Source organism: Actibacterium naphthalenivorans (assembly GCF_014196965.1).
Taxonomy (GTDB): domain Bacteria; phylum Pseudomonadota; class Alphaproteobacteria; order Rhodobacterales; family Rhodobacteraceae; genus Actibacterium_A; species Actibacterium_A naphthalenivorans.
Genome location: NZ_JACIEQ010000001.1, coordinates 577,008 through 601,513, shown reverse-complemented (window position 1 = coordinate 601,513; position 24,506 = coordinate 577,008). Strand labels below are relative to the sequence as shown.

Below are 24,506 nucleotides of genomic sequence, written 5' to 3'. Positions count from 1 at the left end.
GATCCTGCCCGGTTCGTTCCGTGTTTGTGACGCCATGATAGCGGCTTGGACGCCGCGCCACAATGCAGGGGGCAACGGGGCGCATCAGTCGGGCAGGCCCTTGGCGATCTCGCGCAGTTCGAATTTCTGGATCTTCCCGGTCGAGGTTTTGGGCAGGTCTTCGAACACCACCCGCTTGGGTGTCTTGAACCCGGCCAGATGTTCGCGGCAAAAGGCGATCAGTTCCGTCTCGCTCACCTCATGCCCCGGCTTCAGTTCGACAAAGGCGCAGGGCACTTCGCCCCATTTCTCGTCGGGTTTGGCGACCACGGCGCAAAGCTCCACCGCCGGGTGGTGCATCAGCGCGCCCTCCACCTCGACCGAAGACACGTTCTCGCCGCCCGAGATGATGATGTCCTTGGCGCGATCGGTGATCTTGATGTAGCCGTCCGGGTGGCGGAAGGCCACGTCGCCGGAATGGAAATAGCCGCCGGCAAAGCTTTCGGCGGTGGCTTCGGGATTTTTGTAGTAGCCTTTCATCACGGTGTTGCCGCGCATCATGATCTCGCCCGTGGTGACGCCGTCGCGCGGCACCGGGGCCATGTTTTCATCGGTCACGGTGGCCTCTTCCAGCATCGGCATGGCAACGCCGGTGCGGGCCTTGATATTGGCACGCTCGCCCTGCGGCAGGTCATCCCACAGATCGTCTTGCCAGATACATTCCGTGGCGGGGCCGTAAACCTCTGTCAGCCCGTAAACCTGGGTGACGTTGAAGCCAAGCGGTTCCACCTTCGCCAGCGTCGCGGCGGCGGGCGGGGCGCCGGCGGTGAATACCTCGACGGTGTGATCGAACGGCAGCCTGTCGTGCTCATGCGCATTGACAAGCGCGTTCAGAACGATCGGCGCGCCGCCGAAATGCGTCGCCCCGTCGACCGAGATCGCGTGATAGATGTTCTTCGCGGTGACATCGCGGCAGCAGATGATCGTGCCCCCCAGCGCGGGCATCATCCAGCTGTGGCACCAGCCGTTGCAGTGGAACAGCGGCACGATGGTCAGCAGCCGGGGGTGCATCACCATGCGCCACGAGATCACGGTGCCCATGGTGGCCAGATAGGCGCCGCGGTGGTGATAGACCACGCCCTTGGGCTGTCCGGTGGTGCCGGAGGTGTAGTTGAGCGCGATGCTCTCCCACTCGTCCTCGGGCATGATCCAACGGAAACCGGGATCGCCGCCCGCCAGCAGGTCTTCATATTCCATGTGCCGGCCATCGGGCATGAAACCGGCCTCGTGATCCGCCACTTCGATGATCTCGGGCGCGTCGGCCTCGGCCATGCGCGAAATCGCGGCCTCGGCCAGCGGCAGCAGCGCGTTGTCGACCAGCAGGATCTTCGCGCCGCCGTGGGACAGGATGTAGTTGACCGTCTCTGTCTCGAGCCGGGTGTTGATCGCGTTCAGCACCGCGCCGCAGGCGGGCACGCCGAAATGCGCCTCGATCTGGGCGGTGATGTTGGGCAGCAGGGTTGCGACCACATCGCCCGGCCTTATGCCGCGTCCGGCAAGGGCGGAGGCAAGACGCGTGACGCGTTCGTGCATCTGCGCATAGGTGAAGCTGCGGCTGCGGTCCACCAGCGCCTGGCGCTGGGGAAAGATATCCGCGGCGCGGTTCAGGTGTGACAGGGGCGTCAGCGGCACATGGTTCGCATCGCATTTGCCCAGCCCGGTCTCATCGGCCAACCAGCCCATTCCATCCTCCCTCGTTTCTCCTCGGACCCGGATAGTGGCGGGGGCCGCGCGGCTTGGAAAGGGGCAAACGCATCTTGGCGGCACCGACGCGCAGGCGATAAGGTGAATGCCATGATCATCTCGCGCGGGCGCCGCTATATCTTCGTGCATATCCCCAAGACCGGCGGCACCGCCCTGAGCCTGGCGCTGGAGGCGCGGGCGATGGCGGATGACATTCTGATCGGCGACACGCCCAAGGCGGTGAAGCGACGGCGGCGGCTGCAGGGGGCGCGAAGCTCGGGCCGGCTTTGGAAACATTCCCGTCTGCGCGATATCGAGGGCCTGGTGACGCGGCAGGAGATGGCGGAGCTATTCACCTTCACCCTTGTGCGCAATCCGTGGGACCGGATGGTCAGCTATTACCACTGGCTGCGGGCGCAGGGCTTCGATCATCCGGCGGTGCATCTCGCGAAAGGGCTGGAGTTCAGCGCCTTTCTGAACCACGCCCAGACCCGCGCGGTTTTTCAGGCCGAAAGCTACGGCGCCTACATGCAAGACCCCGAGGGGCAAGAAAGATGCGGCGCCTTCATCCGGTTAGAGCATCTGGCGCAGGATCTCGCGCCGCTCGAGGCGCATCTGGGGTTCTCGCTGGGCGATATTCCGAAGGTGAACCAATCAGAAAGGGCCGCGGATTTCCGCAGCTACTATTCCGATGCCGACGCGGCCCTGCTGGCGCAGCTTTGCGGCGAAGACATCGCGCGCTTCGGCTACGGGTTTGGCGGCTAGGGACCGCGCCGCTGTGTTGTCACCGCTCAGGCGGCCTTGGCGCCCGGCGCGAACCGCGCGTAGAACGTATCGCCCTGCGCGGCCATCTCGCGCAGCAGCGCGGGGGCGGCAAAGCGGGCGCCATGGGTTTCGGCCAAGGCATCGCACAGCGCCACCGCGCGCGGCGCGCCGATGATGTCGAGCCAGCTGAACGGCCCGCCGGACCATGGCGCGAAGCCCCAGCCCAGAATGGCGCCGACGTCGCCCTCGCGAATATCGCTCAGAACACCCTCTTCCAGCGCCCGCACGGCCTCGAGCACCTGCACGAACAGCAGGCGGTGCTGGACCTCGGACACATCGGGCTGCGCCCCCGCCAGCGGGTATTGCGCGGCCAGCCCCGGCCACAGGCCCTGGCGCTTGCCCTTCTCGTCGTAGGCATAGAAACCCGCGCCCGCCTTTCGGCCAAGCCGGCCATCATCGGCCATGCGGAACAGTACCTCGTCCACCGCGCCGTCGGGATAGGCATCGCCCATCGCGGCCTTCGTGGCCCGGGCGATCTTCACCCCCAGATCGATCGAGGTTTCATCGACGAGTTGCAGCGGGCCCAGCGGCATGCCCACCAGCCGGGCGGCATTCTCGATCAGGGCGGGGGTGACCCCCTCTTTCACCATGCGGATGCCTTCGTTGATATAGGGGATGATGCAGCGGTTGGCGTAGAAGAACCGCGCGTCGTTGACCACGATCGGCGTCTTGCGGATCTGGCGCGCGAAATCCAGCGCCCTGGCCACGGCCCGGTCGCCGGTCTCCGCGCCCCGGATGATCTCTACCAGCATCATCTTGTCGACGGGGCTGAAGAAGTGGATGCCGATGAACTGGGCGGGCCGTGTGCTGGCCTTCGCCAGTTCACCGATCGGCAGGGTCGAGGTGTTGGTGGCGAAGATACAGTCCTCGCCCACCACCGCCTCGGCCCGCGCGGTGACATCGGCCTTGATGCCGGGGTCTTCGAACACGGCCTCGACAATCAGGTCGCAGCCCTTCAGCGCGGCGTAATCGGTGGTGGCGGTGATCAGGCCAAGCACCTGTTCCTTTTTCTCGGGCGTGGCTTTCTTGCGCGAAATGCCCTTGTCCATGTAATCGGCGGTATAGGATTTGCCCTTGTCGGCGGCTGCCTGGCTCTGGTCGATCAGCACCACCTCGATCCCCGCCAGCGCCGACACGAGCGCGATGCCCGCGCCCATCATCCCGGCCCCCAGCACGCCGACCCGGGTGACCGACTGATCCGGCACGGCGGCAGGGCGCACCGCGCCCTTCTCCAGCGCTTCCTTGTTCAGGAACAAAGACCGGATCATGGCGGTGGACGACGGGTTCATCAGGATGTTGGTGAACCAGCGGGCCTCGATCTTCAGCGCGGTATCGAAGGGCACCAGCGCCCCTTCGTAAACCGCCGAAAGCAGCGCCTTCGCGGCGGGGTAAACACCCTGCGTCTTGCCATTGACCATGGCGCTGGCGCCGACGAAGGTCATGAAACCGGCCGGGTGATAGGGCGCGCCGCCGGGCATCTTGTAGCCCTTCGCATCCCACGGTTTCAGGATATCGGCATCCTTGGCGGCCAGCACCCATTCCTTCGCGGCCGACATCAGTTCTTCGGCGGGGACAACCGCGTCGATGACGCCGGCCGCCTTCATCTTCTTCGGCTCCTGCATCTTGCCTTCCAGCAGGAAGGGCGCGGCGGCCATCGCGCCCAGCTTGCGCACCAGCCGCGTGGTGCCGCCGGCGCCGGGAAAGATGCCGATCAGGATCTCCGGCAGGCCGATCCTGGCCCTGGGATTGTCGGCGGCAAAGATCCGGTGGCAGGCCAGCGGCAGTTCCAGCCCGATGCCGGCCGCTGTGCCGGGCAGGGCGGCGGCGATGGGCTTGCCGCCCTTGTTGGTCTTCGGGTTCATCCCGGCGCGCTCGATCTTGCGCAGCAGGCCATGCATCTGCATGACGCCCTCGAACAGGCCACGGGCCGGATCGTCGCCCGCGCTCTCCTTCATCCCGGCCAGAATGTTCAGATCCATCCCGCCCGCGAAATCCTTCTTGCCCGAGGTGATGATCGCGCCCCTGACCGCATCATCGGCCAGCGCCCTGTCGACACAGGCTTCCAGCTCGCGCAGCCCCTCCAGCGACATGACGTTCATGGTTTTGCCGGGTACGTCCCAGGTGATGATCGCAACGCCGTCCGGATCGACGGAATAGTGGAATTCGCTCATGTCCGCTCTCCCTTGAACGGGGTGCCGTCCCTGTAGGTGAAGCTGGTCTTGCCATCCGCCACGTCCATCACCAGATCGACATCTGAATAGGTGCAGGTTTCGCGCGGGGCGCGGCTGCCGACCACCAGAAACCGCGCCTCGCGCCCGGTCCGGTTGATGAAATGATGGCCGTCCGTGTCGCCCGCCGGAAAGGCGGCGCAATCGCCCGGGCGCATCGGCGTCTCGCCCGCGTCCTGCACCAGAATGATCTCGCCCTCGGTCACCATCACGAACTCGTCCTCGTTCAGATGCCAGTGCCGCAGCGACGATTTCGCGCCGGGCTGAAGGATCACCAGATTGGCGCCGAACTGCGTCAGCCCGCCCGCATCGCCCAGCCGCAGCGATGACCGCCCGGCCATCTGGCTGGCATAGGGCTCGGGGTAGATCGACCCGGTCTTGACCGGCACGTTGCGCTTGTCGATGATCCCCATCACACCCTCTCGATGATTGTGGCGGCACCCATGCCCGAGGCGACGCACAGCGTTGCCAGACCTGTTTCCTTGTCGCTGCGCTCCAGCTCATCAAGCAGCGTGCCGATGATGATCGCGCCGGTGGCGCCCAGCGGGTGACCCATGGCGATGGCGCCGCCGTTGACATTGACCTTGCCGTCATCGACGTCAAAGGCCTGCATGAACCGCAGCACGACCGAGGCGAAAGCCTCGTTCACCTCGAACAGGTCGATATCCGAAATCGCCATGCCATTGTCGGCAAGGATCTTTTCGGTCACGGGCACCGGCCCGGTCAGCATGATGGTGGGGTCGGTGCCGATCTTCGCCGTGCCGCGGATGCGCGCGCGCGGCTTCAGGCCATGCTCCTCGCCGAAGGCCCTGCTGCCGATCAGCACCCCGGCCGCGCCATCGACGATGCCCGAAGAGTTGCCCGCATGGTGGATGTGATTGATCCGCTCCAGATGCGGGTATTTCATCAGCGCGACCTTGTCGAAGCCGGGCATCACCTCGCCCATATCCTTGAACGCGGGTTTCAGCGCGCCAAGCGCCTGCATGTCGGTGCCGGGGCGCATGTATTCGTCATGCTCCAGGATCGGCAGTCCGTTTTGGTCCTTCACCGTGATCACCGACCGGGCAAAGCGGTCTTCGCCCCAGGCCGCGGCGGCGCGTTTCTGGCTTTCCACGGCCAGCGCATCGGCATCGTCGCGCGAAAAGCCGTATTCGGTGGCGATGATATCGGCGGAAATGCCCTGCGGCACGAAATAGCGGCCCATCGCAAGCGACGGGTCAACCGCAATCGCCGCCCCGTCGCTGCCCATGGCCACGCGGCCCATCATCTCGACCCCGCCGGCGATATAGGCCGCACCCGCGCCGCCCCTCACCTGATTGGCGGCCAGATTCACCGCCTCCATGCCGCTGGCGCAGAACCGGTTGATGGACAGGCCCGGGATCGACTGATCAAGCCCCGAGGCCAGAACCGCAGACCGCGCCAGGCACCCGCCCTGTTCGCCCACCTGGGTGGCATTGCCCCAGATCACATCCTCCACGGCGTGACCTTCCAGAGCATTGCGGGCTTTCAGGGCATCCAGAACCACAGCGGACAGGCGGACAGAGGTGACCTCGTGCAGCGCGCCCTCCCTGCGTCCCTTGCCGCGCGGTGTGCGCACGGCATCATAGATAAAGGCGTCGGTCATGGCGGCCTCCGTTCTCAGGTGGCCCGGTCGGCGGGCGAGCCGGGCATCAGATCATAGGGGTGCTTCCAGCCGGGCAGGGCGGCGATGCGATCCAGCCAGGCGTCGATATTGGGCCAGTCGGCGCGGTCAAAGCCGAAGGGCTCGGGGTAATACAGATACCCGCAGCAGGCGAAATCGGCGATGGTGGGCTGATCGCCCACCAGCCACTCCTTGCCCCCCAGCGCGGCCTCCAGCGTCTTGAACGCGCCGCGCAGCCGGCCCTGCAGCCAGGTGATCACCTCGGCCGGGCGCTTCTCCTCGGGCAGGAAGTTCATCAAGAACCGCACCGTTCCGCATTGCGAGGACATCTTGTGATTGTCCCAGAACACCCAGCGCAGCACCTCGCGCCGCTCATTGGCGCTGCGGCCACCGAACTTGCCGGTCTTTGAGCTGATGTAATCCTGAATGACACCCGACTGGCTGAGCGTCACGTCCCCGTCGACCATCACCGGAACTTCGCCCATCGGGTTCAGCGCCAGGTATTCCGGGCTGCGGGTCTCGCCATGGAAGAAGTCGACGAAGACGGGCTCCCACTCCACCCCGGCAAGTTGCATCGTCAGCGCGGCCTTGTAGGCATTGCCGCTTTCACCAAAGCAGTAAAGTTGGATCGTCATCAGGCTCTCTTTCTGAATTTCTGACCGACCGAGGGGCGGCCGGTGCTGGATCTGAGTATTTTTGCCGAGAAGAGGAACAGGCCGGTATTCGATAACCGGCCGTTAACCTTGGTCCGGCAGTGTTGATGGTGCGGTACAGGCTGGAGAGCCGATGACCGCCCGAGGAGACGCCCTGCCGTCCCGCGCGCCCCCGGCCCGGACCGGAAAGCGCCGGATGGCAGGGCGCAGACTGTTCATCTTCTCGGCACAAATACTCTCGCCGAAGGCGGCATGACGGGGCGACTGGCGGTGCGCTCATCGTTTGCGTGCCTCCAGCTCGGCGTTGAACAGGCGCAGCCGGTGGCTCAGGTTGTCATGATCAGTGACGCTGTCAAAGTACTCGAACAGGAATGACAACGCTTCGCCTTCGTCCAGCCCGGCCTCGGCGGCGAAGCGTTTCAGCCGGCGGTAACCATCCTCGGTCATCGCAACATTGAAGCGGCGGGTCAGGCGCAGGCGTTTGGGCAATGAAGCCTCCCTATTCGGTCATCATCATGTCCTGTTTTACGCGTTATGCCATCAGAACGCGTCCGCCGCGAGTGCCATCACCGGGTCGGCCCCGGATTCGATCCGCGCCAGATGCAGGCCCGTCGCCGGAAGCTGGCGGGACATGTAGTAGCGGCCGGTAGCGATCTTGGTCTCGTAGAAGGCCGCGTCGGGTGTGTCCGCGTCAAGCGCCAGCATCGCGGCCTTTGCCATTCGGGCCCACATCAGGCCAAGGCAGACATGGCCGAACAGATGCATGAAATCATAAGAGCCGGCCAGTGCGCTGTTGGGGTTTTTCATGCCGTTCTGCATGAAATACATCGCCGCTGCCTGCAGGTCTTTGGAGGCTTTCTTGAGCGGATCGAGGAAATCCTGTTTCAGCGCGCCGTTGCCTTCGTTTTCCTTGATGAACGCCTTTACCATATCGAAGAAGGCCATCAGATGCGCGCCGCCGTCCTGCGCCAGTTTCCGCCCCACCAGATCAAGCGCCTGAATGCCGTTGGCGCCTTCGTAGATCATGGCGATGCGAGCGTCGCGGGCGAATTGCGACATGCCGGTTTCCTCGATATAGCCATGCCCGCCGAACACCTGCTGCGCCGCCACGGCCATCTCGAAGCCCTTGTCTGTCTGGAAGCCCTTGATCACCGGCGTCAGCAGAGAGATCAGCCCCTCGGCCTTCGTGTCACCCATACGGTGCGCGCGGTCGATCAGATGCGCGCCCCAGAGGGTAAGCGCGCGGGCCCCTTCAACGAAGGATTTCTGATCCATCAGGTTGCGCCGCACATCGGGGTGCACGATGATCGGATCGGCCGGGCCGTCGGGGTTTTGCGCCCCTGTCACGTCGCGGCCCTGAAGCCGGTCATGGGCATAGGCGACCGCGTTCTGATAGGCGGCTTCCGCCTGGGCATAGCCCTGCAGGCCGACGCCGATCCGGGCTTCGTTCATCATGGTGAACATCGCGCGCATGCCCTTGTGCAACTCTCCGATCAGGTAGCCGGTGGCGCCGTCGAAGTTCATCACGCAGGTGGCGTTGCCGTGAATGCCCATCTTTCTTTCCAGCTTGCCGCAGGATACGGCATTGCGCCCCCCCGGCGCGCCGTCGTCGCCGATCAGGAACTTCGGGACGATGAACAGGCTGATGCCCCTGGTGCCTTCGCCGCCGTCCGGTGCCCTGGCCAGCACCAGGTGGATGATGTTTTCCGACAGGTCGTGATCGCCCGCCGAGATGAAGATCTTCTGGCCAGTAATCTTGTATGATCCGTCATCCTGCGGTTCGGCCTTCGTGCGCATCAGCCCCAGATCGGTGCCGCAATGCGGTTCGGTCAGGTTCATCGTGCCGGTCCATTCGCCGGTGACCATCTTCGGCAGATAGATAGCCTTTTGCGCGTCGCTGCCATGGGTGTGGATGGCGGAATAGGCGCCGTGGGTGAGGCCCTGATACATGTTGAACGCCATGTTGGCCGAGACGAACAGCTCGCCCACCGCGATGTTCAGCACATAGGGCATGCCCTGGCCGCCAAAGGCCGGATCGCAGTCCAGCCCCATCCAGCCGCCTTCCCGGACCTTGCGGTAAGCGTCGCGGAACCCTGCCGGCGTGCGCACCGTGCCGTTTTCCAGAACACAGCCTTCGGTATCGCCGACCACGTTCAACGGCGCCAGCACGTCGCTGGCAAGCTTTCCGGCCTCGTCGAGGATGGCGGACGTGACGTCGCGCTCCAGCGCGTCACAGCCTTCCACACCGCTTTGGCTTACGTTCAGCAGGTCGTGTAATACGAACTGCAGATCCTTCGTGGGAGCGTTGTAGGACGGCATCAAGGTCTCCTCCCTTTGAGCGTCTATTCCGCGGCTTGTTGCTGCCCGAAGGCATCCAGCCTTTCTTCCGCCCAGGCAAGCTGTTCTTTCAGATCGGTGATGGATTCGTCCAGTTCGGCGCGCTGGCGTTCCATGTCGGCCAGATGCCGGCAGGCGGCTTCGTAGGTGCGGCGCAGCTGGGTCTGCTGCTGGTCGCCGATGTCGTAGAGATCCAGCAGCTGGCGGATTTCCTCGAGGCTGAACCCGAAGCGCTTGCCGCGCATGATCAGCTTCAGCCGGGCACGGTCGCGCTTTGGGAACAGGCGCTTCTGACCCTCGCGGATCGGGAACAGCAGCTCTTTGGCTTCGTAGAAGCGCAATGTACGCGGCGTTACATCGAACGCATCGCACATCTGTCGGATGGTCATAATCGTATCAGTCATTTGGTCGCCTTTGAACGAGCGTATTCTTAATTGATGGCCCCATTGGCCGGATCCGGTGGGCTATAGCAGGGAAGTTGACCTAGACGTAAGCGAGACGCTGCGTCACATCGTGCCTACCGAAGCCGTGCCGGGGAATATTGCCGGAAAGCGAACTATCGGAGTCGTTTTGCGAAGTCCTGTTGGCGATCGAGCAGGCGCCTGGCCCTGTCGCGCATCTCTTCGAGATCGCAAATGGTATCGTCCAGCTCGCGCCGCTGGGTCTTGAGATCCGCCAGCTTGAGCGTGGCTTTCTCGACCCACGCGGCATTCTGGGCGGCGGAGCCCTCTTCTTCGTAGATGGAAAGCCACTGGCGGATTTCCTCGAGGCTGAACCCGAAGCGGCGCCCGCGCAGGATCAGTGTCATCCGGGCCACGTCGCGGGCCGAATAGTAACGGGTGCGGCCTTCGCGCCTCGGGCTGAGAAGCTCAATATACTCGTAGTACCGCAGCGTTCGCGGAGTCACATCGAACTTCGCGCACATCTGCTTGAACGTCAGGTGCCCGTCCGACACCGCCGCCTCCCGTTCCTACGTGTCTGGTACAACCTTAGGCGTTTGTGCGGGTTGGCGCAAATCAGTTCATGAAACCGGGCGCCAGGAGGTAAAACCCGTAGGCCACGATCAGCGCGGGAACGGCCGAATAGACCGTGGCCAGCATCGCCGCCTTGGGGTTGAGCGCGATCGCAGGAAACAGCGCGTCGCCGTCGTTGGATATCGCATTGCCGATGAGCGCCGCGAAGGGGATCGCCCCGTTGACGTAGAGCGTTGCAACCAGCACCTGCGGGCCGCAGCCGGGAACGAACCCGACCGCGATGGCGATCAGCGGCAGGATCGGGGCGACGGCCTGAAACCACATCTCCAGATCCAGCCCGGCGAATTCGGACGCGTAGTCATAGGCCAGATAGGCCGCGATGACCCAGATGGTGATGAAACTGGTTTCCTCGGCGGCGCGGGTCACGGGGGTGTCGGCAGGGTTGGTCATGGCCCGGACCGTGGAGGTGGCCCAGATCAGCAACCCGGTCGTGATCCCGGCCATCGCGAGCCACACCACCGGAATGCCGAGCAGATCGTCGATCGTGATCTGGGCAAGCTGGGCCACGCCGACCACAAGACCTGGCAGAATGAACATCAGATAGACCCAATCCTTGGCGCGGATACGCCCGATCGGCGCGACCACGGCGCAAGTGTCGCCTGACGGGGCGAATGTGACCTTGTTGAACCTGTCCACGATCCAGCCGGTCAGGGTGCCCACGACCAGCGAAAGCGGCAGGATCACCGCCGCGGCATCGGGGCGCGTGGCGAGCAGCAGGAACGCGGCATCGCCCATCGTTGCGGTCAGGGTGGCGACCATCGCGCCGAGACCGACATTGCCCGAACTGTAGGCCGCAACCACGATCACCGCGCCGCCACAGCCCGGCGTCGCGCCCAGCAGCGCGGCCACCGGCACCTGCCAGCCCTTCGCGCCCTTCAGCGCATCGGCCATGTCAAATTTGAAAAACCGCTCGGCCCCGTAGAACAGCAGGAAGGTCGCCGCCACGAATACGGCGACCTGTGTATAGGCGTCAGTCATCAGCCCGCGCGTCACCTCGCCCAGCCGGCCGGGCGCGAAGGACAGCGCCAGATAGATCAGCACAAGGATCAGGCGCTTGACGCGGAACGGGCCAAGATATTCCGGCAATACCAGCGCGGCGCGGTCAGGGTGGGGCTGTGGTGTCGAGGACATGGGTGTGATTCGATATTTTGCTTTTGCGAATTAATTTCAATTTAAGAAATTATCACTTGCAGCATGCTTGGCAAGGTCCAATAACCGAAATCACAAGAGGGGATGGTGCATGAGCGAAGAAAATATGCGGCAAGCCCGGGAAATGTTCGATCTGGTTCCCCATTCCCGCGCGCTGGCGATGCGGCTGGACTATCTCGGGACCGGGGTCGCGGAAATCTCGATGCCATATGACGAACGCTTCGTCGGGGATCCGCATAGCGGGGTGATCCACGGCGGTGCGGTGTCGGCGCTGCTCGACACCTGCGCCGGATCGGCGGTGGTCAGCCATCCCGACACGTCGGATTCGACCGCGACGCTGGATCTTCGGATCGACTACATGCGCCCGGCGACGCCCGGCCAGCGGATTGTCGCCCGGGCGGAATGCTATCACGTCACCCGCAGCGTCGCCTTCGTGCGTGCCACCGCCATGGACGAAGACCGCGCGAACCCCGTGGCGATGGCCACCGGCGCGTTCACGGTGGCGCAGCCCGAAGGAGACGCGGTATGACCCGGCATCCGCCCGAACCGGTTCAGATGGTGAAACAGCGCCGGGACGCGGCGCTGTCGGCGCTGGTGCGGGGGGTGCCCTATATCCGCTTTCTCGGGATCACGTTCGAACGCAGGGGCGACGAGCTGACCGGCGTTCTGTCCTATGACGAGAAACTGATCGGAAACCCTCATCTTCCGGCCCTTCACGGCGGGGTGACGGCGGCGTTTCTCGAGGTTACGGCGATTATCGGTCTGTCCTGGACGATGCTGTGGGAGGAGATGGAAAGCGGCGCGCTCGATCCCGAAACGCTGATCCGCGCGCGCGTGCCGCGCCTGCCCAAGACCATCGACTTTTCCACCGATTTCCTTCGGTCGGGCCTGCCGCGCGACGCCTATGCGCGGGCGCGGGTCAACCGCTCCGGCCGTCGCTATGCCTCGGTTCATGTCGAAGCCTGGCAGGACAATCGCGACCGGCTGTTCGCCCAGGCCACCGGCCATTTTCTGATGCCGCAACGTGATGGTTGAGGCCGCGCCGGCGCTGACGCACCGGCGCGTTCTGAAGATCGCCCTGCCGATCGTGCTGTCAAACGCGACCGTGCCCATCCTGGGGGCGGTGGATACCGGCGTCGTCGGGCAACTTGGCCTGGCCGCGCCGATCGGCGCCGTCGGCATCGGCGCGATCACCATCACCGCGCTTTACTGGATTCTCGGCTTTCTGCGGATGGGCACGACCGGCCTGACCTCTCAGGCTCAGGGGGCGGGTGACAGCGCCGAGGTTGCCGCGATGCTGTCGCGCGCGCTGATGATCGGCGTTGCGGCCGGGGTGGTGCTGATCCTGTTGCAGGCGCCGCTGTTCTGGGGGGCGTTCCGGCTTTCGCCCGCTAGCCCCGAGGTCGAGACGATGGCCCGCAGCTATATGCGCATCCGGGTCTGGTCCGCGCCGGCGGCGATTTCCATCTATGGCCTCACCGGCTGGCTGATCGCGCTGGAACGTACGCGCGCGGTGCTTGCCATTCAGCTTTTGATGAACGGCATGAACATCCTTCTGGATCTGTGGTTCGTGCTGGGGCTTGGCTGGGGCGTCGAGGGCGTGGCGACGGCGACCTTCCTGGCCGAATGGTCGGGCGCGGCGATGGGCCTTTGGCTGTGCCGCGACGCGTTTCGCGGCAGCGCCTGGAAAGACTGGCCGCGCGTGTTCGACCGGGCGCGCCTGACCCATATGATGCGGGTCAATACCGACATCCTGATCCGCTCGCTTCTGCTTCAGGCGGTCTTCGTGTCGTTCCTGTTCTTCGGCGCGGATTTCGGTGATGTGACGCTGGCGGCGAACCAGATTCTGGTGCAGTTCCTGGAAATCACCGCCTATGCGCTCGACGGGTTCGCCTTTGCGGCCGAGGCGCTGGTGGGGCAGGCGCTCGGGGCGCGGACGCGGATGTCGCTCCGGCGCGGCGCGCTGTTGACGAGTTTCTGGGGCCTGGTCTGCGTGATCGGGCTTGCCATCGCCTTCGCGCTGTTCGGCGGGCGGATCATCGACATCATGACCACGGCCCCGGAGGTGCGCACAGAGGCGCGGGCCTATCTTGTCTATATGGTCGCGGCGCCGCTGCTGGGCCTTGCCGCCTGGATGCTGGACGGTGTGTTCATCGGCGCCACCAAGACCGCAGACATGCGCAACATGATGATCGTGTCGTTCGTGATCTACGGCATCGCGGTCGCCGTGCTGATGCCGCTTTGCGGCAATCACGGGCTGTGGATGGCGCTGCTGATCTCGCTGGTGGCGCGCGGCGTGACCCTGGCCCTGCGCTATCCGGCGCTCGAGGCGTCGGTGGACGGCTGAGCGATCCCCCGGCGCGCCGCGCCCCAATCAGCGCCGGCGCATCTTGCTACAGGATATCCAGCACCCGCTCGGGCGGGCGGCCGATGGCGGCCTTGCCGCTGGCGAACACGATGGGCCGTTCGATCAGCACGGGACTTTCCGACATCGCCCGCAGCAGAACCGCATCCTCCGCGTCCTTCGACAGGCCCAGTTCGGCAAAGCGCTTTTCCTTTGTGCGCATCATCTCGATGGCGCGCAGGCCCAGCGTCGCCTGTGTCAGGCGCAGTTCATCGAGGCTCGGCACGTCTTCCAGATATTTGCGGATCACCGGGTCTTCGCCGCGCGCCTGCAACAGCGCCAGCGCTTCGCGCGATTTCGAACAGCGCGGGTTGTGCCAGATGACGATATCGCTCACAGCCATTCCTTTCGTCCGGTGCCGACCGCTTGGGCCACATTGGCAAACCCGTCGCGCGCGAGCAAGCGTTCCAGCCCGTCGACGATCCGGGGCACGAGCGTCAGGCCCTGATAGACCATGGCCGAATAAAGCTGCACCGCCGAGGCGCCCGCGCGGATCTTGGCATAGGCGTCTTCCGCGCTGCAGATTCCGCCGACGCCCACCAGCGGCAGCCGCCCTTCGGTGAGCTGCGACAGGCGGGCCAGCACCTGCGTCGATTTCGTGAACAAGGGCGCGCCCGACAGGCCGCCCGCCTCGGCCGCCTGCGGGCTTTTCAGCCCGTCGCGCGACAGGGTCGTGTTGGTCGCGATGATCGCGTCAAGGCCGGAGGCCAGCGCGACCTCGGCAATCTCGGCCAGTTCGGCCTCGCCCAGATCGGGCGCGATCTTCAGGAAGACCGGGATCGGGCGGGGCAGCGCCGCGCGGGTCTCCATCACCCCGGCCAGCAGCGCCGAAAGCGCCGCCTTGCCCTGCAGGTCGCGCAGCTTTTCGGTGTTGGGGGAGGAGACGTTGACGGTGGCGAAATCCACATGCGGGCCGCAGCGGGCCAGCACCTGCGCGAAATCGCCGGCCCGGTCGGCGCTGTCCTTGTTGGCGCCCAGGTTCAGCCCGACGATGCCGCCCGCCGGGCGTTTGGCAAGGCGCGCCGCGATCGCCTCCATCCCGTCATTGTTGAAGCCGAACCGGTTGATCACGGCGGCGTCTTCGGTCAGGCGGAACAGGCGCGGGCGCGGGTTGCCGGGCTGCGGGCGCGGGGTGGCCGCGCCAACCTCGAGAAACCCGAAACCGGCGCGCGAAAGCGGCGCCAGCGCCTGGGCGTTCTTGTCGAACCCCGCCGCCAGCCCCACCGGGTTGGGCAGAACCAGCCCGGCCAGCATTGTGCGCAGCCGGGGCGATGTGGTGACACCGGGCAGGGGCACCAGCCCAGCCCTCAGCGCGGCGATGGAAAGCCCGTGCGCCCGTTCCGGATCGCAACGGTGCAACAGGGCCAGGCCCAGCCGCTCGGCCACGCTCAAATCACACCTTCCGGGAAGATATGGCCGGTGGCGCCCAGCGGCAGGGATTTGTCCCAGATCACCTCGTCCATGCGAAGCTGGCGGTAGAGATGCGGGAACAGCGCGCCACCGCGCGAGGTTTCCCATTTCAGATCCGCGCCCATCGTGTCGGGGTCGAAGGCGACAAGCACCAGATCGCTTTCGCTGGTGAAGTGTTTTGCCGCGGTTTCCGTCACCTGTTCGGCGGTCGAAAAGTGGATGAACCCGTCCGCGACATCCACAGGCGCGCCATCGGTGCTGCCTGCGGCGCGGAACTCTTCCCATTCGGGGCGGCGGAAAATCTTGAAAATCAGCATGGTATTCCCAATGCCGAAACTCATGCGTCCGGTCAATGCCGTGACGTCATCCAAGTGTCACTCTTCACAGATAGCCATCAGGATGCTCAGGCTTTGACTCTGCATCTGTAACAGGTCAACATTCTGTTACAATTACGTCATGTTCCAACGGGAGTTTCTTCATGATTGCGCGTCTCCTTGCCGCCTCGACCGCCGCCCTGGCGCTTTCTGCGGGGATCGCAGCGGCCGACTATTCGCTGACCATCCTGCATACCAACGACTTCCACGCCCGTTTCGAGCCCATTTCCAAATATGATAGCGGCTGCTCGGCCGAGGACAATGCCGAAGGCAAATGCTTCGGCGGTTCGGCCCGTCTGGTGACGGCGCTGGAGGAAGCCAAGAAGCGGACCAACAATTTCATCCTCGTGGATGGCGGCGATCAGTTTCAGGGCACGCTGTTCTATACCTATTACAAGGGTAAAGTCGCGGCCGAGATGATGAACAAGATGGGCTATGACGCGATGACCGTGGGCAACCACGAATTCGACGACGGCCCCGAGGTTCTGCGCGGGTTTGTCGATTCGGTCGACTTTCCGATTCTGATGTCGAATGCCGATATCTCCGGCGAGCCGCTGCTGGCCGGCACGATCCAGAAATCAGTGATCATCGAACGGGGCGGCGAAAAGCTGGGCCTGATCGGCCTGACCCCGCAAGACAATGACGAACTGGCCAGCCCCGGCAAGAACATCATCTTCACCGATCCCTCCGAGGCGGTTCAGGGCGAGGTCGACAAGCTGACCGATGCGGGCGTGAACAAGATCATCGTGCTGTCGCATTCCGGCTATGGCGTCGACAAGAAGGTGGCGGCGAACACCTCTGGCGTAGATGTGATCGTCGGCGGGCACACCAATACGCTGCTGTCCAACACCTCCGACAGCGCCGAAGGCCCGTACCCGACCATAGTCGGCGACACCGCCATCGTTTCGGCCTATGCCTATGGCAAGTTTCTGGGTGAGCTGAACGTGACGTTCAACGACGCGGGCGTGATCACCAAAGCCACCGGCGAGCCGCTGATCATGGATGCCGCCGTCACCGAGGACGAGGTGACCAAGGCCCGGATCAGCGAGCTGGCCGTTCCGCTCGAGGAGATCCGCCAGAAGGTCGTGGCCCAGGCCGCCGAAGCCATCGAGGGCGACCGTTCGGTCTGCCGCGCGATGGAATGCCCGATGGGCAACCTCGTGGCCGATGCGATGCTTGCGCGGGTCGAGGGGCAGGGCATCCAGATCGCGCTTCAGAACGGCGGCGGACTGCGTGCCAGCATCGACGCGGGCGACGTGACGATGGGCGAGGTGCTGACCGTGCTGCCGTTCCAGAACACGCTGGCCACGTTCCAGACCACCGGCCAGACGGTGATTGACGCGCTTGAAAACGGCCTGAGCCAGGTCGAGGAAGGCGCCGGCCGCTTCCCGCAGGTTGCCGGGCTGAAATTCGTCTGGGATCCCGCCGCCGCGCCGGGCAGCCGCGTTGTCGAGGTGATGGTGCAAGAGGGCGATGCCTTCGTTCCGCTCGACCCGGCCAAGACCTATGGCGTTGTCACCAACAACTATGTCCGCAACGGCGGCGACGGCTACAAGATGTTCGCGACCCATGCCGAGCATGTCTATGATTTCGGCCCCGACCTGGCCGATGTCACGGCCGAATACATGGCCGAGGTGGGGCCCTATACCCCCTATACCGACGGGCGCATCGCGCAGAAATAAGCCGGCGATCCGCGACGAAAGAGGCGCGTCCGAAAGGGCGCGCCTTTGTCGTTCCGGGGGGCGGCCGCCGGCGTCTTTGAACGGCGCTCAAACAGGTATTTTCCGCATCGAATTTATCGAGGGCCGCAATTTGCGCCATCCGGCGCGGAGGCTGGCTTTTTTGTGATCGCGGCGCCGGATGCTTCTGATTCCGGGGCGGTTTTCCATCTTCGCGATGCTGCGAATGCAAAAAGCGTCACATTCTGCCTGTATCCAAAAACCAACCTACGCCGGAACATCGCATGTTTTCATTGAACGGTTTCAAGGCGCTTGTCGTGGGCGTCGCGAATGATCAGTCGATCGCCTGGGGATGCGCCAGGGCGCTCCGGGCACAGGGGGCCGATCTCGCCATCACATACCTCAACGAAAAGGCCGAACCCCATGTGCGCCCCCTGGCCGAGGAGCTGGGCGCCGAGCTGATCCTGCCGCTCGACGTCGCCCAGGCGGGCCAGCTCGAGAGTGTGTTCGCCCGGATCGACGAGAAATGGGGGCGCCTGGATACGCTGGTTCACGCCATCGCCTTCTGCCCGCGCGATGATCTGCATGGGCGGGTGGTGGACTGCTCCGCCAAGGGCTTTTCCCAGGCGATGGATGTCTCGGTGCATTCCTTCATGCGGATGGTGCGCCTCGCCGAACCGCTGATGCCCTCGGGCGGCACCTGCATGACGGTCAGCTTCTACGGCTCCGAAAAGGTGGTGGAGCATTACAACATCATGGGGCCGGTCAAGGCCGCGCTGGAAAGCGTCACCCGCTACATGGCGGCCGAGCTTGGACCCAAGGGCATATCGGTGCATGCGCTTTCTCCCGGCCCGCTGGCGACGCGCGCGGCCAGCGGGATCGACCATTTCGACGAAATTCTGGCGCTGGCTGCCGAACGGGCCCCGACCCATGCGCTGGCGACGATCGAGGATATCGGCGCCTACGCCGCCTTTCTGGCCAGCCACGAGGCGCGCAACGTGACCGGCGTCGTTCACCCGATCGACGGCGGATATCAGATCATTGGATGAGGCCCACATGATACAGCAACGCCATCAGGAAAACCTGACCCAGCTTGCCGGCGACGCGACACTTCAGGCGGAACTCTCGGGCATCGCCGCAAGGCGACATGCCGAGCGGGCCAACAAAACACTGCATGACACGGCGGGCCGCGTCTCGCGGCAGGGGCAGACGCTGACGCGCCAGATGGCCGCCGCCAGCTCTCCGGCGGCGCTGATGGCGGCCTGGTCGGGCTATCTGCTGGATGCCGGGCAGCGGGCGCTGCTGACCGGCGACGCGATGCGCCGGCGTGCGGATATCTTCGTGGAACACCAGGCCGCCGGAAGCCCGCCGGTTCTGATCTACGAATACGAGGTGATCGTCGAGGGGCGCGACCTGACACCGCCCAGCAACTACATGCTGTTGCGGATCCTGCCCCCCGAAGGGGTCGAGGTGCTGAACTGGAAGCGGCCCTACGTCATCATCGATCCGCGCGCCGGGCATGGCGCGGGCATCGGCGGGTTCAAGAACGACAGCCAGGTCGGCGTCGCCCTGAAAGACGGGCACCCGGTCTATTTCGTCGCGTTCCACCCGGACCCCGAGCCGGGCCAGACGCTGGCCGACGTGACCCATTCCGAGGCCGAATTCCTGCGCGAGGTCATCCGCCGCCATCCCGACAGCCCCAAGCCCATCGTCGTCGGCAATTGCCAGGGCGGCTGGGGCACGGCCATCCTGGCGGCGACCCATCCCGATCTTGTCGGCCCGATCGTGCTGAACGGCGCGCCCATGTCCTATTGGGGCGGCAAGCTGGGGCAGGATCCGATGCGCTATTCCGGCGGGATCGTCGGCGGCGCGGTGTCGGCGCTCGTCGCGGCGGATCTGGGCGCCGGGCAGTTCGACGGCGCCAACCTGGTGCAGAATTTCGAAGGGCTCAATCCCGGCCGCACCTGGTTTCGAAAGTATTACGACCTCTATCAGAATGTCGACGAGGCGGTCGACAGGTTCCTGGAATTCGAACGCTGGTGGGGCGGGTACTACATGATGACGGAGGCCGAGATCCGCTGGATCGTCGAGAACCTCTTCATCGGCAACAAGCTGGGCAAGAACGAGGCCTATCTGCAGCCCGGCCGCCTGATCGACCTCAAGGCGATCCGCACCCCTGTCATCGTGTTCGCATCGCATGGCGACAATATCACGCCGCCCGCGCAGGCGCTCAACTGGATCGTGGACACCTATACCGACGAGGTCGAGATCGGCATTCGCGGCCAGCGGATCCTTTACATGGTGCACGAGCAGGTCGGGCATCTGGGGATTTTCGTGTCATCCTCCGTCGCGCGGCGGGAACACAGCCAGATGGCTTCGACCCTGAAAACCATAGAGGCGCTATCGCCCGGCCTCTATGAAATGCTGATCGAGGATCACGAGGGCGAGGGCAGCGAGAAAACCTTCACCGTCAGCTTCGCCAGGCGCAAGATGACCGATATTCTGAAGGTAACCGGCCCGCGCCGGGACGAGGCCGCCTTTGCCGGGGTGGCGCGCGCGTCCGAGGCGATTGTCGACAGTTACGACGCTACGCTACGCCCGCTGATACAGGCCAGCGTTCCGCCGCAGATGGCGGAGTTTCGCCGCCACACCCACCCGATGCGCATGAGCCGTGCCGCGTTTTCATCCGCCACCCCCGGCATGGCCGCGCTGGAACGGGCGGCGGAGCTGGCCCGCGAAAACCGCAGGCCGGCAGATCCCGAAAACCCCTTTCTGCTGGCCGAGCGGCTCTGGGCCGACATGATGGAAAAAAGCCTCGACGGCCTGCGCGATATCCGCGAGGCGCTGACCGAGCTTGTGTTCCTGTCGGTCTGGGCCTCGCCGCTTGCGCTGCGCTATGGTGCCCCCCACGCCCACACCCGCACCCACAAGGCGCCGCAGGATCTGCGCGCGCTGCCCGAGGTTCAGACCGCCCTGTCGCGGATCGAGACCGGCGGGCTTGCCGAAGGCATCGTGCGGATGCTGGTCCTGCTGGCCGACACGCGGGGGGATGTGCGCCGGGATCGGCTGGAGCGTTCGTCGGAACTGCTGAGCACCCACGCGCCGTTCAACGATATCGCCGTGTCCGTCCGGGCCGGGATCATCCATGAGCAAAGCCTGATCGTGACTTTCGCGCGGGACGCCGCGTTTGACACCCTGCCGCGCCTGTTGCGGACGGATGCCGAACGGCAGCGGGCGCTGGAGGCCGTCGCCTATGTGCTGGGCAGCGAAACGGAGATGGAGCCTGCGACGCTTGCAATGCTGGCGCGGATGCGGAACATTCTGGAGCACCCGAAACAGGTGGCGGAGTGACCATGGCGGATGAAACAGTGCGGTGCGACGGCGCGGTCATGCGGAGCCGGACGGCCCGATGAGTGCGATACTGACGCTGAACGCGGGTTCGTCCTCGCTGAAATTCGCGGTCTATATTTCCGATCACGAACCGCAGCTTCTGGCCAGGGGGCAGGTGGAAAACCTGGGCCCGACGGCGCGGCTGATCCTGGAAAACGATGGTGAAAAGGTGGTGCGCGCGCTGGGTGTCGCCGACCACGCGATCGCGCTTCGGGAAATCATCGCCAGCGTGACACCGGTTCTTGCCGGCCGCAAGGTCGACGGGGTCGGGCACCGGATCGTGCATGGCGGCGTGGATTTCCACGCGCCGGAAATTCTGACGCCGCAGGTTATCGAAAAGCTTTCCGCGCTGGTGCCGCTGGCGCCGCTGCATCAGCCACACAATCTCGCGGCGGTCGCCGCGGCGCAGGTGGCCTTTCCCGATGCGGTGCAGGTGGCGTGTTTCGACACCGCCTTTCACCGCGACCACCCTTGGGTCAACGACACGTTCGCGCTTCCCCGCCGCTTTTACGAAGAAGGCGTGCGCCGCTACGGGTTTCACGGGCTGAGCTATGATTTCCTCACCGGAGACCTGGCACGGCGCTTTCCCGAACTCTCGGGCGCGCGGCTGGTGATCGCGCATCTTGGAAACGGCGCGTCGATCTGTGCGGTGAAGGACGGTAGAAGCGTTGGCTCGACGATGGGGTTCTCGGCGCTGGACGGATTGCCGATGGGCACGAGATGCGGGCAGATCGATCCCGGCGTTCTGCTTTATCTGATGGATCAGAAGGGGCTGAGCGCGCCCGAAATCTCGACGCTCCTCTACAAGGAAAGCGGGTTGAAGGGGCTGTCGGGGATCAGCAGCGACATGCGCACGCTCGAAGCGTCAGAGGCGCCGGAGGCGGCGCAGGCCATTGATTACTACGTGTTCCGCATCCGCCGGGAGATCGGCGCCATGACCGCGGTGCTGGGGGGGATCGATGCCCTGATCTTCAGCGGCGGGATTGGCGAGAATTCCGTGACGGTGCGGGGTCGGGTCGCCGATGGGCTGGATTACCTCGGGATCACGCTGGATGAGGGCCGGAACGCGACGAGCGAGATCGAGATCGGCGCAGGCCCGGTGCGGGTCTTCGCGCTTCCGACCGACGAAGAGCGCGTGATCGCACGGGCCGTTCAGAAACAGGTGTGACGCAGGGCGAGGTATCGGGTTTCCCTGAACGGGGCCGATTGCCCCGAGCGGATGTTCGCGGGGCCGCTGGCCGCTCCACGCATCCGTTCAGCGCCGCCAGATTTCGGCGGCGCCCTGTATTCAGCCGTTATTCGGTGGCCATTTCGGCCGAGCGCGGTGCGGACAGGATGTTCATGCGGCGCATCAGCAAGAAGACCAGGAAGACCGCCATCGCCAGAAGCGTGCCGTAAACGCCGCCAACCGCGTAGGACCACAGTGCCATCAGAAGCGAGCCACCCGAAATCAGTGTACCTGCGGCAGCGGCGGTTGCGAACATCGCCCCGATTACAAGAAATCCTATAAACATTGGTTTTTCCCTTCCTAGTGCGTCGTCTGAATTGTTCTTGATCCCCACTCGCCATTCTTCTGTTCAAATACGGCCTATATATGGCAGCTCTATAGTAATATTGCGCCCAGTGCCTGATGGTTTTGTCAATGAATTTATGGGCTTAGATGGGTTATCCCGAATTTCGGCCCGGTTTTGGCCCCTTTTGGGAACGTCAACTAGACCCATTCCCACGGTCGGGTGTACTCTCCCAAAACGTGTGCCACCGCGTCATCGTCGACGTCCGAATCGCGCATGATACGCGCGACCAGCCCGCGCTTTTTGTCCTCGATCACCTCTGCCACATGGGCGCGGTGCCCGGCGCCCGCCAGCGCTTCGTCATAGACGCGGGCAATCGCGCGCTTGCGCAGATCGGGCTTGAACACCTTGCCGACGGCCGTCTTCGGCAGCGCGTCTAGGATTTCGATATATTTCGGGATCGCCGCGCGCTGATGGATATGCACCCTGGCATAGCTCATCAGTTCTTCACCGGTCACTTCGGCGCCGTCGACCAGTTCGACATAGGCGCAGGGCAGCTCTCCGGCGAAGCTGTCTGGCTGACCGATCGCGCCGACAAAGGCGACGGCGCGATGGCCCGAGAGCGCCTCTTCGATCTCGGCCGGGTCGATGTTGTGGCCGCCGCGGATGATCAGATCCTTGGCGCGCCCGGTGATGAACAGATAGCCCTCGGCGTCGATCCGGCCCAGATCGCCGGTCCGCAGGTATTTGTCATCGGCGAACAGCCCGGCGTTCTTGCCAGCCTCCGTATAGGTCGCGCCGACCACCACGCCGGGGTTGAACACACAGATTTCCCCCACCTCGTCGGTGGCGCATTCGCGCATCACCCTGCCATCGTCATCGCATTGCAGGATGCGGACATCGGTATGCGGAAAGGGAATGCCGACAGAGCCGGATTTCTTGGGCCCGTCGGGCGGGTTGATCGAAACAAGGCATGTCGCCTCGGTCAGGCCATAGCCTTCGCAGATCGTCACACCGGTGGCCTTTTCGAAGCGGTTGTACAGCTCCACCGGCAGAGGGGCGGAGCCGGAGAAGGCGTAACGCAGGGTCGAGACATCGGCATCCACCGGGCGCTGCATCAGCGCGGCAAGCGCTGTCGGCACGGTGATCACGAAGGTCACGCCCCAGCGTTCGACCAGCTTCCAGAAATTGTCGAACACCCCGTCGCCGCGATATCCGGCGGGCGTGGGAAACACCACATGCGCGCCCGAGGCGATGACCGACATCAACACCGGATAGGCGGCAAAGACATGAAACAGCGGCAGCGGGCAGATCAGCGTGTCCTGCTCGGTGAACAGCAGGCGATGGCCGACCCAGCCGTTGTAGATCATCCCCGAATGCCTGTGCTGCGCCACCTTGGGCATTCCGGTGGTGCCGCCGGTGTGAAACATGGCGCCGATGCGGTCCTGCGTGTTTTCGGTGAAGCGAAGCCGATCCGACGGGTGCTTTGCCATTTCGCGGCCGAAATCCAGCAGATCCGCGTGATGCCCACCGGGGGCCTTGGGCCGGAGAAAGGGCACGATCCATTTCTTGGGCGGGGCCAGATAGCGCTTGAGATCGACCTCCAGCACCGTGTTCACGGTGGGGGCGTGGCGCACGGCCTCGGCCACTTTCCGTGCCACGTCGGATTTGGGAAAGCTCTTGAGGGTGACAACAAGCCTGGCCCCGGTTTCGCGCAGAATGGCGGCGATCTGTTCGGGTTCAAGAAGCGGGTTGATCGGATTGACGATCCCCGCCGTGGCGCCCGCCAGAAGGGTGATCGCGGTTTCGCTGCAATTGGGCAGGACATAGGCCACGACGTCATTCTCGCCGATACCCAGGTCGCGGAACATGTTCGCGGCCTGCGTGACCTTCGCATGAAGCTGATCCCAGCTCAGCGTTTCCGCCTTGTCCTTCGGGCCGGACAGCAGCTGGAAGCTTATGGCGCTTCTGTCGCCATGCCTTTCCCGCGTCCGGGAAATGTACCGGTAGATTGTCGCGGGCAGGTCGCGGTCTTCCCAGGCGCTTTCCGCCTCCAGGGCATTCCTGTCTGCAAGCGATGCGTAGATACCCATCGAACTCTCCTCCCCAAGGCCTCTTGCGGGCCCTTCAGTGCCCGAAGCATTGCCA

23 protein-coding genes are annotated in these 24,506 nt (G+C 64.5%); 8 read left to right on the top strand and 15 right to left on the bottom strand.

Translation table 11 applies throughout. The annotated features are described in order from the left end of the window. Positions 1–84: 84 nt before the first annotated feature. Complete coding sequence (locus GGR17_RS02885; RefSeq protein ID WP_054538163.1) at positions 85–1,722, bottom strand: AMP-binding protein; 1,638 nt, start codon at positions 1,720–1,722, stop codon at positions 85–87. Positions 1,723–1,833: 111 nt separating this feature from the next. On the opposite strand from GGR17_RS02885, the gene GGR17_RS02880 reads away from it, so the two are divergent. Further along, positions 1,834–2,487, top strand: a complete 654-nt coding sequence (locus tag GGR17_RS02880; RefSeq protein ID WP_054538164.1) for a sulfotransferase family 2 domain-containing protein — start codon at positions 1,834–1,836, stop codon at positions 2,485–2,487. Between the two features lie 26 nt (positions 2,488–2,513). On the opposite strand, the gene GGR17_RS02875 is transcribed toward GGR17_RS02880, so the two are convergent. From GGR17_RS02875 to GGR17_RS02835, 9 genes are all read right to left on the bottom strand, one after another. Then, entirely contained in the window at positions 2,514–4,718 is a 2,205-nt protein-coding gene (locus GGR17_RS02875) for a 3-hydroxyacyl-CoA dehydrogenase NAD-binding domain-containing protein (protein WP_054538165.1), read from the bottom strand. After that, on the bottom strand, positions 4,715–5,188 hold the full coding sequence (locus GGR17_RS02870; protein WP_054538166.1) for a cupin domain-containing protein: 474 nt from the start codon (positions 5,186–5,188) through the stop codon (positions 4,715–4,717). Before GGR17_RS02870 ends, GGR17_RS02875 begins: the two co-directional genes overlap by 4 nt. Continuing rightward, entirely contained in the window at positions 5,188–6,399 is a 1,212-nt protein-coding gene (locus GGR17_RS02865) for an acetyl-CoA C-acetyltransferase (RefSeq protein ID WP_054538167.1), read from the bottom strand. The genes GGR17_RS02870 and GGR17_RS02865 overlap by 1 nt, the downstream gene beginning before the upstream one ends. 14 nt (positions 6,400–6,413) lie before the next feature. Further along, positions 6,414–7,052: a glutathione S-transferase family protein gene (locus tag GGR17_RS02860; RefSeq protein WP_054538168.1), complete on the bottom strand. Its 639-nt coding sequence runs from the start codon at positions 7,050–7,052 to the stop codon at positions 6,414–6,416. Positions 7,053–7,346: 294 nt separating this feature from the next. Beyond that, on the bottom strand, positions 7,347–7,559 hold the full coding sequence (locus tag GGR17_RS02855) for a hypothetical protein (RefSeq protein ID WP_054538169.1): 213 nt from the start codon (positions 7,557–7,559) through the stop codon (positions 7,347–7,349). Between the two features lie 51 nt (positions 7,560–7,610). After that, positions 7,611–9,389: an acyl-CoA dehydrogenase C-terminal domain-containing protein gene (locus GGR17_RS02850; RefSeq protein WP_054538170.1), complete on the bottom strand. Its 1,779-nt coding sequence runs from the start codon at positions 9,387–9,389 to the stop codon at positions 7,611–7,613. A gap of 23 nt (positions 9,390–9,412) precedes the next feature. Further along, positions 9,413–9,811: a MerR family transcriptional regulator gene (locus tag GGR17_RS02845; RefSeq protein WP_054538171.1), complete on the bottom strand. Its 399-nt coding sequence runs from the start codon at positions 9,809–9,811 to the stop codon at positions 9,413–9,415. A 152-nt stretch (positions 9,812–9,963) separates the two neighbouring features. Further along, positions 9,964–10,362: a MerR family transcriptional regulator gene (locus GGR17_RS02840; RefSeq protein WP_054538172.1), complete on the bottom strand. Its 399-nt coding sequence runs from the start codon at positions 10,360–10,362 to the stop codon at positions 9,964–9,966. A gap of 61 nt (positions 10,363–10,423) precedes the next feature. Continuing rightward, entirely contained in the window at positions 10,424–11,572 is a 1,149-nt protein-coding gene (locus GGR17_RS02835) for a putative manganese transporter (RefSeq protein ID WP_054538173.1), read from the bottom strand. A gap of 109 nt (positions 11,573–11,681) precedes the next feature. On the opposite strand from GGR17_RS02835, the gene GGR17_RS02830 reads away from it, so the two are divergent. From GGR17_RS02830 to GGR17_RS02820, 3 genes are read left to right on the top strand one after another with little or no spacing between them, the layout of a single operon-like run. Then, a complete protein-coding gene (locus GGR17_RS02830) occupies positions 11,682–12,119 on the top strand; it encodes a PaaI family thioesterase (RefSeq protein WP_054538174.1) in 438 nt (145 codons plus the stop codon). Further along, positions 12,116–12,625, top strand: coding sequence for a PaaI family thioesterase (locus GGR17_RS02825; protein ID WP_054538175.1), 510 nt, complete (start codon positions 12,116–12,118; stop codon positions 12,623–12,625). The genes GGR17_RS02830 and GGR17_RS02825 overlap by 4 nt, the downstream gene beginning before the upstream one ends. After that, positions 12,618–13,937, top strand: a complete 1,320-nt coding sequence (locus GGR17_RS02820) for an MATE family efflux transporter (protein WP_054538176.1) — start codon at positions 12,618–12,620, stop codon at positions 13,935–13,937. Before GGR17_RS02825 ends, GGR17_RS02820 begins: the two co-directional genes overlap by 8 nt. Positions 13,938–13,983: 46 nt before the next feature. On the opposite strand, the gene arsC is transcribed toward GGR17_RS02820, so the two are convergent. From arsC to GGR17_RS02805, 3 genes are read right to left on the bottom strand one after another with little or no spacing between them, the layout of a single operon-like run. Continuing rightward, on the bottom strand, positions 13,984–14,337 hold the full coding sequence (gene arsC / locus GGR17_RS02815; RefSeq protein WP_054538177.1) for an arsenate reductase (glutaredoxin): 354 nt from the start codon (positions 14,335–14,337) through the stop codon (positions 13,984–13,986). Further along, the gene (locus GGR17_RS02810; RefSeq protein ID WP_054538178.1) at positions 14,328–15,386 is read right to left on the bottom strand and encodes a quinone-dependent dihydroorotate dehydrogenase; all 1,059 of its coding nucleotides are present in this window, start codon (positions 15,384–15,386) and stop codon (positions 14,328–14,330) included. The genes arsC and GGR17_RS02810 overlap by 10 nt, the downstream gene beginning before the upstream one ends. Then, a complete protein-coding gene (locus GGR17_RS02805; protein ID WP_054540322.1) occupies positions 15,383–15,721 on the bottom strand; it encodes a DUF952 domain-containing protein in 339 nt (112 codons plus the stop codon). Before GGR17_RS02805 ends, GGR17_RS02810 begins: the two co-directional genes overlap by 4 nt. A 161-nt stretch (positions 15,722–15,882) precedes the next feature. On the opposite strand from GGR17_RS02805, the gene GGR17_RS02800 reads away from it, so the two are divergent. The 4 genes from GGR17_RS02800 (at position 15,883) to GGR17_RS02785 (ending at position 22,015) form a co-directional block, all read left to right on the top strand. Continuing rightward, the gene (locus tag GGR17_RS02800) at positions 15,883–17,460 is read left to right on the top strand and encodes a bifunctional metallophosphatase/5'-nucleotidase (protein WP_054538179.1); all 1,578 of its coding nucleotides are present in this window, start codon (positions 15,883–15,885) and stop codon (positions 17,458–17,460) included. A gap of 281 nt (positions 17,461–17,741) precedes the next feature. Continuing rightward, entirely contained in the window at positions 17,742–18,506 is a 765-nt protein-coding gene (gene fabI, locus GGR17_RS02795) for an enoyl-ACP reductase FabI (RefSeq protein WP_054538180.1), read from the top strand. A gap of 7 nt (positions 18,507–18,513) precedes the next feature. Continuing rightward, entirely contained in the window at positions 18,514–20,808 is a 2,295-nt protein-coding gene (locus tag GGR17_RS02790) for a DUF3141 domain-containing protein (protein WP_054538181.1), read from the top strand. Between the two features lie 58 nt (positions 20,809–20,866). Next, positions 20,867–22,015 carry an acetate/propionate family kinase gene (locus tag GGR17_RS02785; RefSeq protein WP_054538182.1) on the top strand — a complete coding sequence of 383 codons (1,149 nt, stop codon included), beginning with the start codon at positions 20,867–20,869 and terminating at the stop codon, positions 22,013–22,015. Between the two features lie 127 nt (positions 22,016–22,142). Here GGR17_RS02785 and GGR17_RS02780 read toward each other — a convergent pair whose 3' ends face one another. Together GGR17_RS02780 and GGR17_RS02775 are read right to left on the bottom strand one after the other, a co-directional pair. Beyond that, the gene (locus tag GGR17_RS02780) at positions 22,143–22,361 is read right to left on the bottom strand and encodes a hypothetical protein (protein ID WP_157445511.1); all 219 of its coding nucleotides are present in this window, start codon (positions 22,359–22,361) and stop codon (positions 22,143–22,145) included. A gap of 197 nt (positions 22,362–22,558) precedes the next feature. Then, positions 22,559–24,451, bottom strand: a complete 1,893-nt coding sequence (locus GGR17_RS02775; RefSeq protein WP_054538184.1) for an acyl-CoA synthetase — start codon at positions 24,449–24,451, stop codon at positions 22,559–22,561. Positions 24,452–24,506: the final 55 nt, after the last annotated feature.

Excerpts from the sequence above, each read along its gene's own strand:
- GGR17_RS02845 (WP_054538171.1), bottom strand. The coding sequence starts at position 9,811 with ATGACTGATACGATTATGACCATCCGACAGATGTGCGATGCGTTCGAT.
- GGR17_RS02865 (WP_054538167.1), bottom strand. The coding sequence starts at position 6,399 with ATGACCGACGCCTTTATCTATGATGCCGTGCGCACACCGCGCGGCAAG.
- fabI (WP_054538180.1), top strand. The coding sequence starts at position 17,742 with ATGTTTTCATTGAACGGTTTCAAGGCGCTTGTCGTGGGCGTCGCGAAT.
- GGR17_RS02785 (WP_054538182.1), top strand. The coding sequence starts at position 20,867 with ATGAGTGCGATACTGACGCTGAACGCGGGTTCGTCCTCGCTGAAATTC.
- GGR17_RS02805 (WP_054540322.1), bottom strand. The coding sequence starts at position 15,721 with ATGCTGATTTTCAAGATTTTCCGCCGCCCCGAATGGGAAGAGTTCCGC.
- GGR17_RS02825 (WP_054538175.1), top strand. The coding sequence starts at position 12,116 with ATGACCCGGCATCCGCCCGAACCGGTTCAGATGGTGAAACAGCGCCGG.
- GGR17_RS02780 (WP_157445511.1), bottom strand. The coding sequence starts at position 22,361 with ATGTTTATAGGATTTCTTGTAATCGGGGCGATGTTCGCAACCGCCGCT.
- GGR17_RS02860 (WP_054538168.1), bottom strand. The coding sequence starts at position 7,052 with ATGACGATCCAACTTTACTGCTTTGGTGAAAGCGGCAATGCCTACAAG.
- GGR17_RS02820 (WP_054538176.1), top strand. The coding sequence starts at position 12,618 with ATGGTTGAGGCCGCGCCGGCGCTGACGCACCGGCGCGTTCTGAAGATC.
- GGR17_RS02790 (WP_054538181.1), top strand. The coding sequence starts at position 18,514 with ATGATACAGCAACGCCATCAGGAAAACCTGACCCAGCTTGCCGGCGAC.
- GGR17_RS02880 (WP_054538164.1), top strand. The coding sequence starts at position 1,834 with ATGATCATCTCGCGCGGGCGCCGCTATATCTTCGTGCATATCCCCAAG.
- arsC (WP_054538177.1), bottom strand. The coding sequence starts at position 14,337 with ATGGCTGTGAGCGATATCGTCATCTGGCACAACCCGCGCTGTTCGAAA.
- GGR17_RS02775 (WP_054538184.1), bottom strand. The coding sequence starts at position 24,451 with ATGGGTATCTACGCATCGCTTGCAGACAGGAATGCCCTGGAGGCGGAA.
- GGR17_RS02870 (WP_054538166.1), bottom strand. The coding sequence starts at position 5,188 with ATGGGGATCATCGACAAGCGCAACGTGCCGGTCAAGACCGGGTCGATC.
- GGR17_RS02800 (WP_054538179.1), top strand. The coding sequence starts at position 15,883 with ATGATTGCGCGTCTCCTTGCCGCCTCGACCGCCGCCCTGGCGCTTTCT.
- GGR17_RS02885 (WP_054538163.1), bottom strand. The coding sequence starts at position 1,722 with ATGGGCTGGTTGGCCGATGAGACCGGGCTGGGCAAATGCGATGCGAAC.
- GGR17_RS02850 (WP_054538170.1), bottom strand. The coding sequence starts at position 9,389 with ATGCCGTCCTACAACGCTCCCACGAAGGATCTGCAGTTCGTATTACAC.
- GGR17_RS02835 (WP_054538173.1), bottom strand. The coding sequence starts at position 11,572 with ATGTCCTCGACACCACAGCCCCACCCTGACCGCGCCGCGCTGGTATTG.
- GGR17_RS02875 (WP_054538165.1), bottom strand. The coding sequence starts at position 4,718 with ATGAGCGAATTCCACTATTCCGTCGATCCGGACGGCGTTGCGATCATC.
- GGR17_RS02830 (WP_054538174.1), top strand. The coding sequence starts at position 11,682 with ATGAGCGAAGAAAATATGCGGCAAGCCCGGGAAATGTTCGATCTGGTT.